Source organism: Cupriavidus pauculus (assembly GCF_008801835.1).
GTDB classification, from domain to species: domain Bacteria; phylum Pseudomonadota; class Gammaproteobacteria; order Burkholderiales; family Burkholderiaceae; genus Cupriavidus; species Cupriavidus pauculus.
Window position 1 is genome coordinate 43,802 of sequence record NZ_VZOW01000017.1, and the last position, 12,115, is coordinate 55,916.

Genomic DNA, 12,115 nt, shown 5'->3' on the forward strand with positions numbered 1-12,115 from the left:
CGTCACCGCACAGAGGTAACCATGAGCAAGGTACAACTCCAAACGACGCAAGGCGTCATCACCATCGAACTGGACGCCGAAAAGGCGCCCAAGACCGTGGAGAATTTTCTGTCGTACGTGCGCAAGGGCCACTATGACAACACCGTCTTTCACCGCGTGATCAAGAACTTCATGATCCAGGGCGGCGGCTTCGAGCCGGGCATGAAGCAGAAGGACACCGATGCGCCGATCGAGAACGAAGCCGGCAACGGCCTGAAGAACGATCGCTACACCGTTGCCATGGCGCGCACCAACGCGCCGCACTCGGCCACGGCCCAGTTCTTCATTAACGTGGTCGACAACGACTTCCTGAACTTCAGCTCGCCCACGCCGCAGGGCTTCGGCTACGCCGTGTTCGGCAAGGTCGTGGAAGGCACCGAGGTGGTCGACGCCATCAAGGGCGTGCGCACCGGCAGCTCGGGCTTCCACCAGGACGTGCCGCTGGAAGACGTGGTGATCGAGAAGGCAACGATCGTCGAGTAAATCGACTCCCTCGTTCCGACCGGACCGCGGCATGCCGCTCAAGGTGAACGTAGCCATCCGACGCGCATGACCGCATCCACCCGCACGCCGGCGGACGCACCGATCGCGGTGCCTTCGCCGGCGTGGTTCATTTCCGACCTGCACCTGACGCCGGGCATGCCGCGCACGCTCGCGGCGTTCCAGCGCGTGCTGGACCTGGCCCGCGTGCAGGCGCGGGCGCTGTTCATACTCGGGGATTTCTTCGAATTCTGGGTCGGCGACGAAGAGACCGACACCCCGTTTGCCGCAGACGTGGCAGCCGCGTTGCGTGCGCTGTCCGCTTCCGGCGTGGCCGTCTACCTGATGCACGGCAATCGCGATTTCCTGATCGGCCAGCGCTTTGCGGCCGCCGCCGGCGCCACGCTGCTGCCCGACCCGACCGTCATTGTCTGCGCCGGCCAGCGCATCGTGCTCAGCCACGGCGACATGCTGTGCACCGACGACGCGCGCTATATGCGCTTTCGCCGCTGGACGCGCAAGCGCTGGGTGCAGCGGCTATTCCTGCTGCTGCCGCTTGCGGCCCGGCAGGCCATCGCGCGGCGCCTGCGCGCCGACAGCGAAGCCGGGCGCGCCCGCCACGACAAGGACGCCGCCCCGCCCACCTACGGCGACGCCGCGCCTGGCGAGGTCGATGCCCTGCTGGCCGCACACGAAGCGCCGATCCTGATTCATGGCCACACGCATCGGCCCGCACGCCACCAGCACGCGGGCGGCGTGCGCTGGGTGCTGACCGATTGGGATCTGGATGGCCATCATCCCCGGGCCGCGGTGCTGGTGCTCGACGCCGACGGATTCAGCGTGCTGCCGCAGACGGCAAACACGGCGCAGGCGGACTAACAGCCATGCGCATCCGCGGGCCTGCAGCACCGCGCCGCACGGCGTGCCAGTCGGTCACTTCATCAGCTTGCGCAGCTCGCTTGCGTCGAAACGATCGTTCGGGGTGTTCTCGAGATGTTCGCCGAGGCGGTCGAGCGCGGCCAGCACGGCCTCGATGCGGTCATGCTGTTTGGCCGCGTTGTCGATCAGGCTCTTGAGCGCCAGCGACACGGGATCGTCGGCATTCGGCGTAATGCCGTAGGCAGAGAATTCCTGCTTGGCGGCCTGCTGGGTCGCCGGCGCATCGGGCATGATGATGCGCGCCGGGATTCCCACGGCGGTGGCGCCCGGCGGCACCGGCTTGAGCACCACGGCGTTCGATCCCACGCGCGCGCCTTCGCCCACTTCGAATCCGCCCAGCACCTTCGCCCCGGCGCTGACCACCACGCCTGCGCCCAGCGTGGGATGGCGCTTCTGGCCCTTGTAGAGCGACGTGCCGCCCAGCGTCACGCCCTGATAGATGGTGCAGTCGTCGCCAATCTCGGCGGTCTCGCCGATCACCACGCCCATGCCGTGATCGATGAACACGCGACGTCCGAGTTTGACCGCGGGATGAATCTCGATGCCGGTCAGCCAGCGCGACCAATGCGAGATCCAGCGCCCCAACCAGTGAAATCCGGCGCGCCAGCACGCATTGGCCACGCGATGAAAGATCACGGCATGCAAGCCGGGATAGCACGTCAGCACTTCGAGGCGGCTGCGGGCGGCGGGGTCGCGCCGCATGATGGCGTCGATATCTTCCTTCAGGCGAGTGAACATCTTTGTCGTGTCGTGTTGCCATGCCTTGAGCGCCGTTGGCACGCGGAGCATGCGAACGGTCGCCGGCGCGGTCATAAGCCGGTCATGCGCGGGTTGCTGGATCTGGGGGACAGCCGGGGCGCGTGCGAGCAGGGAGTGTAAGAGATTTATGCGCCTGCCGCCGGCCATGTGGCCATCAGGGCTTTTCGGAACGCCGCGGCTTCAACATCGCGCCAGACGCCGTGCGCAGCCATGCGCGCCCCGCCCGCCGCGTGCTGCGGGGTCGGAGCCGACCTGTCTGGAACCTGCCTGAATCGAAATCACGGATCAGCCTTTATCGTTGCCGATTATCCGGGGCTCGTCGTGGCCACCATCGTCGTCACCGGCGCCTTTGCCATCGTGCGGCGCGCGCGCCAGCAGCATGCACTTGGCCACGCCGCGCAGAATGTTGACCTCCTCGCGCTCGAGGCCCGCGCGCGCAAACATGCGCCGCAGCCGCGGCATCAGCTTGCGCGGATTGGCGGGATCGAGGAAGCCGATCGCCGCCAGCCCGGCCTGCAGATGACCGAACATCGATTCGATCTGTTCCGCCGTGGCCGGCTCGCCAGCATAGCCGATATTGGGCAGGCCGTCCGACGCGGCACCCGGCGCTTCCTGGGCCTCCAGCAACGCCAGCCGCATCTCGTAGGCGATCAGTTGCACGGCCTGCGCCAGGTTCAGCGACGCGTAGGCCGGATTGGCCGGGATATGGGTCACCGCCGAGCAGCGCAGCACCGCATCGTTGGGCAGGCCGTAGCGCTCGTTGCCGAACACGAAGGCGATTTCCGCGGCGCGGTCGGCGACCAGCATCTTGCGCGCCTGCGCCGCAGCCATGCGCGGCAGCAGGCGCGGCGGGCCAAATTCGCGCTGCCGCGCGGTCATCGCCACGGCAAACGCGGTGCCCGCCAGCGCGGTCTCGAGCGAATCGACGATGCGCGCGCCAGCGAGCACGTCGTCGGCGCCACTGGCCATGGCGACGGCGTCCGGATGCGACTGCACGTCGGGCTCGCGCGGCGAGATCAGCACCAGGCTGCCCGGCACATCGCCGAAACCCATCGTCTTCATGGCGCGCGCCACCGAGCCGACGTTGCCGGGATGGCTGGTCTCGACCAGCACCACGCGGACACGCGAAAAAATGTCCGACGGATCACTCGAAACGGCCGGCGCCGGCGGCTGGCCTGGCTGGGAATTCAATGCTTCAGTCATTCGGGTAGGGTCCGTCCGCAACGATGCGCAAGCGTCGACTCGTGCGACGGGCCGGGTTCCTATACAATGCAGCCTTCAAATTGCGGCGCGGCGCCTTGACTGGCGACGCGCCTCGTTCTTCTACAATCCGTTGTGTTGTTCGGCCGATGCCGGGCAGATCGTGCGCATACGCCATGCCTGGCGCTGCTTTGCGCCGAGACGCGCCCCATCCGCCGCCTGGAGAGATTCATGCATCCGATGCTCAATATCGCCGTCAAGGCGGCCCGCAAGGCGGGTTCCATCATCAACCGCGCGTCCATCGACGTCGATCTGGTGCGCGTTTCGCGCAAACAACACAACGATTTCGTGACCGAGGTCGATCGCGCCGCCGAGGCGAACATCATCGAGGTCATCCGCACCGCCTACCCCGAGCACGCCATTCTAGCGGAAGAGTCCGGCCAGTCCTGGGCCGAGGGCGAAGAGCAGAACGAATACACCTGGGTGATCGATCCGCTGGACGGCACCACCAACTTCATTCACGGCTTTCCGCAATATGCAGTGTCGATCGGCCTGCTGCACAAGGGCGTGCCCTCGCAGGCCGTGGTCTATGACCCGACCCGCGACGAGCTGTTCACCGCCAGCAAGGGCGCCGGCGCGTTTTTGAACAACCGCCGCATCCGCGTGACGCGCCGCGACAAGCTGGCCGATTGCCTGATCGGCACCGGCTTTCCGTTCCGCGATCTCGAAGGCGTCGAGGAATACCTGGAGATGTTCGCGCTGATGACGCGCAGCTGCGCCGGTCTGCGCCGCCCGGGCGCGGCCGCGCTGGATCTGGCCTACGTGGCGTGCGGCCGTCTCGACGGTTTCTTCGAGCGCGGCCTGAAGCCGTGGGACATGGCGGCCGGCATGCTGCTGATCACCGAAGCCGGCGGCCTGGTCGGCAACTACGCGGGCGAATCGCGCCAGATGGAACAGGGCGAGGTGCTCGCCGGCAATCCGAAGGCGTTCGCCCAGATGGTGCGTCTGCTGTCGCCCTATTCGCTGGACAACGCCAAACCGGCGGCCAAGCCGCTCGCCGAGTAATCGAGTCACGGCGCATCCTTGCGGGCAGCGGCACGGCTGCCCGTGCGCCACGGTCCAGACCAGCAAAAGCGCACTCGGTGCAATGCCGACGATCGTCGCCAAGAAGGTCAGTGCGATCCACGCAAACTCGCTGAAAACGCCGCCCCGCGCGCGACATTCCCCGCCAGCCCGCTGCCGCTGACCGATTTCAAACACGGCGCGTCCGAGTGGCAAACCCGCCCCGCCGTCGACGCAACATCCCCGGCACCGGTCCAGAATCCAAAAAAAAGCGAAGAATCTCATTCGAGAATGAGACTCGGGGATCGGTCGGCGGTCGTGGGCTGGCAGTAAAATGCCGCTTTGCGTCGCGGCCCGGCCGGGAGCGCTGCCGGCACAGCCGCAGCGCCCGGCCAGGATCCGCGGCTACCGATATATCGGCAACCCCATTCGGGGCGTTGCCCGCGAGGAATGCATGTCCGCAGAAACCCTTTCCAATCCCGCCGCGCCAGCGGATGAACCGCTCGACAACGCCGACGGCGCGTTTTCCGCCGCCGCGCTGGCGGCCGCCGAAGGCGCCGACAACGGCACGAGCGGCCCGCGCGGCACGAAGTCCACCAAGGCAGACAAGGCGGACAAGGCCGACAAGCAGACGCCAATGATGCAGCAATACATGCGCATCAAAGCGGACCACCCGGACACGCTGCTGTTCTACCGGATGGGCGACTTCTACGAACTGTTCCACGACGACGCCGAGAAGGCTGCCCGGCTGCTCGACATCACGCTGACCGCGCGCGGCCAGTCGGGCGGCGTGCCGATCCGCATGGCGGGCATCCCGTTTCATTCGGTCGACCAGTACCTCGCCCGGCTGGTCAAGCTTGGCGAATCGGTGGCCATCTGCGAACAGATTGGCGACCCGGCAACCAGCAAGGGGCCGGTGGAACGCAAGGTCGTGCGCATCGTCACGCCCGGCACGCTGACCGACGCCGCGCTGTTGCCCGACAAGGTCGACACCTACCTGATGGCCGTGCATCAGCAGACCACGCGGCGCGGTGTCGGCAAAACCGGCCTGGCATGGCTGAATCTGGCCAGCGGCGAACTGCGCCTGATGGAGTGCGAAGCCGGCGTTCTCGCACGGGAGCTCGAGCGCGTGCGCCCGGCCGAGCTGCTGTATGCGGACGGCATCGAGCTGCCCGCGCTGACCTGCGCCCGCACGCGGCTGCCGGAATGGCACTTCGACCAGGAAGCCGGCACGCGCCGTCTGCGCGAGCAGATCGGCGTAGCCAGCCTGGAGCCGTTCGGCTGCACCGGGCTGGGCGCGGCGCTCGGCGCGGCCGGCGCGCTGCTGAACTACGCGGCGACCACGCAGGGACAATCGCTGCGCCATGTACAAGGCGTGATCGTCGAGCGCGAGTCCGAGTTCGTGGGGCTCGACAGCGCCACGCGTCGCAACCTGGAACTGACCGAGACGCTGCGCGGCGGCGAATCCCCTACCCTGTTCTCGTTGCTGGACACCTGCTCGACCACCATGGGCAGCCGTGCGCTGCGTCACTGGCTGCATCATCCGCTGCGCGACCCGGCGTTGCCGCGCGCACGACAACAGGCAATCGGCACGCTGATCGCCCAGGGCCCGGACACCGTACGCACGGCGCTGCGCAAGCTTTCCGATGTGGAACGCATCACGGCCCGGCTGGCGCTGCTGTCGGCGCGCCCCAGGGATCTTTCGTCGTTGCGCGACACATTGCGCGCGCTGCCAGCGGTGCAGGGTTGCATCACCAACGCCGAAGAATCGGCATTGCTGGCGCAGACGCTGGAAGAACTCGAAATACCGAAGGACTGCCTGGACCTGCTGATCCGCGCCGTGGCCGAGGAACCGTCGACCGTGATCCGCGATGGCGGCGTCATCGCGCGAGGCTACGATGCCGATCTCGACGAACTGCGCGACATTTCCGAAAACTGCGGGCAGTTCCTCATCGATCTCGAAACACGCGAGCGCGAACGCACCGGCATCGCGAACCTGCGCGTCGAATACAACCGCGTGCATGGCTTCTACATCGAAGTCACCAATGGGCAGGCCGACAAGGTGCCGGACGACTACCGTCGCCGCCAGACGCTCAAGAACGCCGAGCGCTACATCACGCCTGAACTGAAAGCCTTCGAGGACAAGGCGCTGTCCGCGCAGGACCGCGCATTGGCGCGCGAGAAGCAGTTGTACGAGGCATTGCTGCAAGCGCTGTTGCCGCATATTGGCAGCCTGCGCCGGGTGGCGGGCGCGCTGGCGCGCCTCGATGTACTGGCTACGCTGGCCGAGCGCGCGCAGACGCTTGACTGGACCCAGCCGGAACGGGTGAGCGAAAACGTCATCGACATTTCACAGGGCCGTCACCCGGTGGTCGAAGGCCAGCTCGCCGCGGAATCGGTCGCGTTCATCGCCAACGACTGCCATCTGACAGAAGCGCGCAAGCTGCTGCTGATCACCGGCCCCAACATGGGCGGTAAATCGACGTTCATGCGCCAGACCGCGCTGATCGTGCTGCTGGCGTGTGTCGGCGCGTGGGTGCCGGCTCGTCACGCGATCATCGGCCCGGTGGATCGCATCTTCACGCGGATTGGCGCGGCCGACGATCTGGCCGGCGGTCGTTCCACGTTCATGGTCGAGATGACCGAGGCCGCCGGCATTCTCCACAACGCCACGCCGTCGAGCCTGGTGCTGATGGATGAAATCGGCCGCGGCACTTCCACGTTCGACGGCCTTGCACTGGCTTGGGCCATCGCGCGGCATCTGCTGTCGCACAATCGCAGCCACACGCTTTTCGCCACGCACTACTTCGAACTGACACAACTGCCACAGGAATTTCCGCAAGCGGCCAATGTGCACTTGTCGGCGGTGGAGCACGGCGACGGCATCGTTTTCCTGCACGCCGTCCAGGACGGACCGGCCAGCCAGAGCTATGGCTTGCAGGTCGCGCAACTGGCGGGCGTTCCGCAGCCGGTGATACGTGCCGCGCGCAAGCATCTGGCATGGCTGGAACAGCAATCGGCCGACGCGACGCCGACGCCCCAGATGGATCTGTTCGCCGCGCCAGCCGCGCCGCCCGACGAGGACATCGACGACGTAGCCGGCGGCACCGCCGATCACCGCCTGTCGGCGGAACAGGCCGCCGCTTTCGAAGCATTGGCCGATCTCGACCCGGACAGCCTGTCGCCTCGCGATGCGCTCGACGCGTTGTACCGGCTCAAGGCGCTGGCGGAGACCGCGCGCAAGGTATGAGCGCCCGGCATCCGGTCCCGCAGGCCGTCGTCATGGCGGTCTTCCTGGCCTGCGCCGCAGCGGCTGCGGCGCCCGTTTTCGCTGCGCGCGCCAGCAAAGTGGCACCGCCGGCCAAGGCAGCCGCGCCGATCACCCGGCTGGCGCTGATTGCCGACGTGCCCCAATGGCCGGCGGCCGAGGACCAGATGACCGCGCTGTTCGATTCGATAAATGCGCAGCAAGTGTCGCTGATCGTGCATGCCGGCGGCATCAAGGGCGATACGGAATCTTGCGGCGACGCGGTGCTGGGCGCGCGCCTGCGCGTGCTCGATGACTCGCCGTTACCGCTGCTCTACGTTCCAGGCGAGACCGACTGGGCGGAATGCCAGAAACCGATCAATGGCCGATTCGATGCGGTGGAACGGCTGAACCGGCTGCGCGAGTTGTTCTTCCCGATCGACAACACGCTGGGGCGGCGCACCTTGCCCGTGGTGCGCCAGTCGGACCAGGCGATGTTCCGGAGCTTTCGCGAGAACGTTCGCTTGGTCATCGGCGATGTGCTCGTGGTGGGGTTGAATCTACCCGGCGACAACAATCACTATCGCAGCGAAGGCGGCCGCAACGGCGAATTCGAAGACCGCCGCGAAGCCAATCGCCAATGGCTGAGCCGCGCATTCTCGGTGGCGGCGCAGCGCGATTTACCTGGCATCGTCGTGATTGCGCATGCCGATCCGCTGTTTGGCAACGGGTGGGAAAAATACGGCAAGCCTTCGTTGCTCGACGGCTTTCTGCGCAGGAAGTCGCGCGATGGATACCTGGAGTTCAAACGGCAACTGCGGGAACTGGCGACGAAGTATGCGGGGCAGGTATTGCTCGTCCATGCCAGCGACAACGGTTTCAGCGTCGACAAACCCCTGCGCGATGCGTCGGGAAAGGTCGTCAACAATTTCACACGTGTCGCGTTGCCGATTGGCACGCCATCGCGCTGGACCGAACTGGTCATCACGCCGGACACACGATCCGTCTTTCAGGTGGAACTGCAGGATGCGCCGGGAGCAAAATAGCCGGAGCGTCACGGCCGCTTGCCGTATGACATTCGCCGTATGACACTCGCCGTTTGACACTCGCTCAATGACGTCCGCCCTATGACGCTCATTGTATTGCCCGCCATTTCATCTGATCTGCCTCAAGAGTTGGCATGGGTCGCGAGCGGGGGCCAAGTATAGAAAAAGCCGGCAAAATTGCCGGCTTTCTCATGTCCGCGATGACCTGTCGCGTATCGCCCAGATTAGCTTGTAGGGATCAGGGATCAGTGCAGGGTTCGCGGGCTTTCCTGGTCGCCGTCTTCGTCTTCGTCGACCACTTCGATTCCCGATGCGCCATGCGCGTGGCCGTGCTCGACTTCCTCGGCCGTGGCTTCGCGCACCTCGGAAACCTTGAGCCAGAAGCGCAGCGCCATGCCGGCCAGCGGATGGTTGCCGTCGAGCACCACCTTGTCTTCGGCAACGTCAGTCACCGTGTAGACGATCGAATCCTCGTCATCGCCGTCCTCGGGCACGCCCTCGAACTGCATGCCGACTTCGAGCGGCTCCGGGAAGCGATCGCGCGGCTCGACCTTCACGAGTTCCGCATCGTAGTCACCGAACGCATCGTCGGGTTCGAGCTGCAACTGGGTCTCGAAGCCAGCATCGTGGCCGTCCAGCGCTTCCTCGATCTTGGGGAACGTGCCATCATAGCCGCCGTGCAAGTAGACCATGGGCTCATCGGACTCTTCGATCAGATTGCCCTGCGCGTCCGACAGCTTGTACACCACGGACACCACCGTGTTCTTAGCGATTTTCAATTCTTGACTCCATGAGCGATTCCGCATTATACGCGCAGGCCTTGCCTGCGGGACCCATTGATCCCGACGCGCCGCTCACGCTGCTCGGGGGCATGACCCCCGCGGCCTTCATGCGTGATATCTGGCACCGCAAACCATTGCTGATTCGACAGGCTGTGCCTGGAATCGTGCCACCTGTGTCGCGCGAAGCGCTTTTTGATCTGGCCGATCAAGAGGATGTTGAATCACGACTGGTGTCGTACTTTCGCAACCGTTGGAAGCTCGAGCACGGTCCCTTCGCCGAAGACAATCTCCCGTCGCGCAAGACCGGCAAATGGACCCTGCTGGTGCAGGGCGTCAATCTTCACAATCAGGCTGCGGCCGACCTGATGAGCCAGTTCCGCTTCATACCCGACGCGCGGCTCGACGACGTCATGATCAGCTATGCAACCGATGGCGGCGGCGTGGGGCCGCACTTCGATTCCTACGACGTGTTCCTGCTGCAAGTATCGGGCCGCCGCCATTGGCGGATTTCGTCACAGACCAAGCTGGATCTGATTCCGGACATGCCGCTGAAGATCCTCGCCGACTTCAGCGCCGAGCAGGAATGGGTACTCGAACCGGGCGACATGCTTTACCTGCCGCCGCAGTACGCGCATGACGGCGTCGCGCAGGGCGAATGCATGACCGCCTCGATCGGCTTCCGGGCCCCCGCCTATCGCGAGCTGGCAGGCCATTTTCTGGCCTGGCTTTCGGAGACCGTGGAAGGCAACGAGGGACTTGACGGCCGCTACGCGGACGCAGGCGAGGCCGCGACCTCCACCCCAGCGCAACTGCCTCCCGGGCTGGCCCGCGCCGTGTCCGAAAAGTTGCAGGCGCTCAAGTGGAATTCCGGTATGGTGTCCGAGTTCCTCGGGTCGTATCTGTCGGAGCCCAAGCAGTCGGTGCACTTCAACGACGTTGCAGAAATTACGCTCAAGCAGTTCGCAAAACTTGCCAAACAACATGGCGTGGTACTTGCTCCCGGAACGATTGCGCTCTACGATCGCACGCATTTCTTTTTGAACGGCGAAGCGTACGAGCCGCCCGCCCCACTTGCCAAGTGGCTACGGCGGCTGGCAGATCAACGCCAACTGACCGCGGACGAAGTCGATGCTTGCGCTGCCCTGCCCGATCTGATGGATACGCTCCACGACTGGGCGATGGAAGGGTGGATGCAATTTGCGCCGGTACGGGTGTAATAATGCGTAACAGAGTGAACCGGCAAATTTCGACTGTACACAAGGCGGGAAAACGCGGATATAATCGCCCGCTGGCTAGTACTGTGGACCACTGCACTGTCGGCACCCGGGAGAGCCTCATATTTGCAGTACAAGAGCGATAATTACCGGTAATTATTCATCGCCTGTTTTCGTTTTATTAAAAGTTAAAGGACGAACAATGAAGAAGTCTCTCCTGATCGCATCCCTGCTGGCTGCTGTTGCCCTGGCCGCTTGCGGCAAGAAGGAAGAAGCCGCCGCTCCGGCCGCTGACACCGCTGCTTCGGCTCCGGCCGCTGCCGCTCCTGCTGCTGACGCATCGGCTCCTGCCGCTGCTCCGGCTGCTGATGCATCGGCCCCGGCTGCTGACGCCTCGGCTCCGGCTGCTGACGCTTCGGCTCCGGCTGCCAAGCAGTAATCGGTTTTTAACCGATTGAAAAAGCCGACCTTCGGGTCGGCTTTTTTATTTCCCGCGATTATCCGGGCCTCCCCACATTCGTGGGGTCAAGGTTTCGGCGATTATGGCCGCACCGGCTGCCAGTCCAATCCTTCGGCCTGATCCGCGATCAGGATCTCCTCGGGCGACACGCCCAGCACTGTAGCCAGCGCTCCCGATGCCAGTTCACGGGTATTGTTTTGCTTGCTCAGATGCGCCGCCACAACGCGCGACAGCTTGTCGTGCAGTACCTGCGAAAGAATACTTGCGGCAATATCGTTGGCCAGATGGCCGAAATCCCCACCAATGCGACGCTTCAGTGAAAACGGATAGGCCGAATTACGCAGCATTTCACGGTCGTGATTGCATTCCAGGATCAATGCGTCGACGCCTGCCAGCCGCGCGGTGACATAAGGCGTCTCCATACCTGCATCGGTCAGCACGCCAAGCTTCGCTGCGCCGTCAGTGAGTACAAACTGCAATGGCTCGCGTGCATCGTGCGGCACCGTGTAGGGATGGATCTCGATTCCGCCGATCGCGAATGGATGATCGGCGCAGCACACGCGCACGTCAGCCCGATCCGCGCCGCGCATGTGCGACGTTGCCAGCCAAGTGCCGTGGCTGGTATGGACCGGCAGCGCATGGCGCGCGGCAAAGGCGTAAGCGGAGCCGACATGGTCGCCATGCTCGTGCGTCACCAGCACAGCGTCGAGCTGGTCGGGTGTCACGCCCAGGCGCGCAAGACGTAACGCCGTCTCCTTGATGCCAAAGCCGCAATCGAGCAGCACGCGCGTCACGGTTGTGCCATCGCTGGCCTCGATCAGCAGCGAATTGCCTTCACTGCCGCTGCCCAAAAAAGCAAAGCGCATCATTGATGCGCTCGCTTGAGG

The 12,115-nt window shown here is 64.8% G+C and carries 11 protein-coding genes; 7 read left to right on the plus strand and 4 right to left on the minus strand.

The window, feature by feature from the left end; genetic code table 11:
* Positions 1-21: 21 nt before the first annotated feature.
* The gene (locus F7R19_RS17865; RefSeq protein WP_150981477.1) at positions 22-522 is read left to right on the plus strand and encodes a peptidylprolyl isomerase; all 501 of its coding nucleotides are present in this window, start codon (positions 22-24) and stop codon (positions 520-522) included.
* A 66-nt stretch (positions 523-588) separates the two neighbouring features.
* The gene (locus F7R19_RS17870; protein ID WP_150981478.1) at positions 589-1,398 is read left to right on the plus strand and encodes a UDP-2,3-diacylglucosamine diphosphatase; all 810 of its coding nucleotides are present in this window, start codon (positions 589-591) and stop codon (positions 1,396-1,398) included.
* A 54-nt stretch (positions 1,399-1,452) separates the two neighbouring features.
* Here the strand turns inward: F7R19_RS17870 and cysE are convergent, their stop codons facing one another.
* Both cysE and F7R19_RS17880 read right to left on the minus strand, forming a co-directional pair.
* Positions 1,453-2,247, minus strand: a complete 795-nt coding sequence (gene cysE / locus F7R19_RS17875) for a serine O-acetyltransferase (protein WP_150981479.1) — start codon at positions 2,245-2,247, stop codon at positions 1,453-1,455.
* Between the two features lie 255 nt (positions 2,248-2,502).
* Complete coding sequence (locus F7R19_RS17880; protein ID WP_150981480.1) at positions 2,503-3,420, minus strand: RNA methyltransferase; 918 nt, start codon at positions 3,418-3,420, stop codon at positions 2,503-2,505.
* A gap of 228 nt (positions 3,421-3,648) precedes the next feature.
* On the opposite strand from F7R19_RS17880, the gene F7R19_RS17885 reads away from it, so the two are divergent.
* From F7R19_RS17885 to F7R19_RS17895, 3 genes are all read left to right on the plus strand, one after another.
* Positions 3,649-4,482, plus strand: a complete 834-nt coding sequence (locus tag F7R19_RS17885) for an inositol monophosphatase family protein (protein WP_150981481.1) — start codon at positions 3,649-3,651, stop codon at positions 4,480-4,482.
* A 634-nt stretch (positions 4,483-5,116) separates the two neighbouring features.
* Entirely contained in the window at positions 5,117-7,729 is a 2,613-nt protein-coding gene (gene mutS / locus F7R19_RS17890; protein WP_150981528.1) for a DNA mismatch repair protein MutS, read from the plus strand.
* Complete coding sequence (locus F7R19_RS17895) at positions 7,726-8,772, plus strand: hypothetical protein (RefSeq protein ID WP_211922753.1); 1,047 nt, start codon at positions 7,726-7,728, stop codon at positions 8,770-8,772. The genes mutS and F7R19_RS17895 overlap by 4 nt, the downstream gene beginning before the upstream one ends.
* 245 nt (positions 8,773-9,017) lie before the next feature.
* On the opposite strand, the gene F7R19_RS17900 is transcribed toward F7R19_RS17895, so the two are convergent.
* Positions 9,018-9,551 carry an FKBP-type peptidyl-prolyl cis-trans isomerase gene (locus tag F7R19_RS17900; RefSeq protein ID WP_061956110.1) on the minus strand — a complete coding sequence of 178 codons (534 nt, stop codon included), beginning with the start codon at positions 9,549-9,551 and terminating at the stop codon, positions 9,018-9,020.
* Between the two features lie 11 nt (positions 9,552-9,562).
* On the opposite strand from F7R19_RS17900, the gene F7R19_RS17905 reads away from it, so the two are divergent.
* On the plus strand, positions 9,563-10,771 hold the full coding sequence (locus F7R19_RS17905; RefSeq protein ID WP_170292608.1) for a ribosomal protein uL16 3-hydroxylase: 1,209 nt from the start codon (positions 9,563-9,565) through the stop codon (positions 10,769-10,771).
* Between the two features lie 199 nt (positions 10,772-10,970).
* The gene (locus tag F7R19_RS17910) at positions 10,971-11,207 is read left to right on the plus strand and encodes a hypothetical protein (protein WP_084003951.1); all 237 of its coding nucleotides are present in this window, start codon (positions 10,971-10,973) and stop codon (positions 11,205-11,207) included.
* Positions 11,208-11,308: 101 nt separating this feature from the next.
* On the opposite strand, the gene F7R19_RS17915 is transcribed toward F7R19_RS17910, so the two are convergent.
* Complete coding sequence (locus F7R19_RS17915) at positions 11,309-12,097, minus strand: MBL fold metallo-hydrolase (protein ID WP_150981482.1); 789 nt, start codon at positions 12,095-12,097, stop codon at positions 11,309-11,311.
* Positions 12,098-12,115 lie beyond the last annotated feature (18 nt).

Excerpts from the sequence above, each read along its gene's own strand:
- F7R19_RS17870 (WP_150981478.1), top strand. The coding sequence starts at position 589 with ATGACCGCATCCACCCGCACGCCGGCGGACGCACCGATCGCGGTGCCT.
- F7R19_RS17865 (WP_150981477.1), top strand. The coding sequence starts at position 22 with ATGAGCAAGGTACAACTCCAAACGACGCAAGGCGTCATCACCATCGAA.
- F7R19_RS17915 (WP_150981482.1), bottom strand. The coding sequence starts at position 12,097 with ATGATGCGCTTTGCTTTTTTGGGCAGCGGCAGTGAAGGCAATTCGCTG.
- mutS (WP_150981528.1), top strand. The coding sequence starts at position 5,117 with ATGATGCAGCAATACATGCGCATCAAAGCGGACCACCCGGACACGCTG.
- F7R19_RS17905 (WP_170292608.1), top strand. The coding sequence starts at position 9,563 with ATGAGCGATTCCGCATTATACGCGCAGGCCTTGCCTGCGGGACCCATT.
- F7R19_RS17910 (WP_084003951.1), top strand. The coding sequence starts at position 10,971 with ATGAAGAAGTCTCTCCTGATCGCATCCCTGCTGGCTGCTGTTGCCCTG.
- F7R19_RS17895 (WP_211922753.1), top strand. The coding sequence starts at position 7,726 with ATGAGCGCCCGGCATCCGGTCCCGCAGGCCGTCGTCATGGCGGTCTTC.
- F7R19_RS17880 (WP_150981480.1), bottom strand. The coding sequence starts at position 3,420 with ATGACTGAAGCATTGAATTCCCAGCCAGGCCAGCCGCCGGCGCCGGCC.
- F7R19_RS17885 (WP_150981481.1), top strand. The coding sequence starts at position 3,649 with ATGCATCCGATGCTCAATATCGCCGTCAAGGCGGCCCGCAAGGCGGGT.
- cysE (WP_150981479.1), bottom strand. The coding sequence starts at position 2,247 with ATGCTCCGCGTGCCAACGGCGCTCAAGGCATGGCAACACGACACGACA.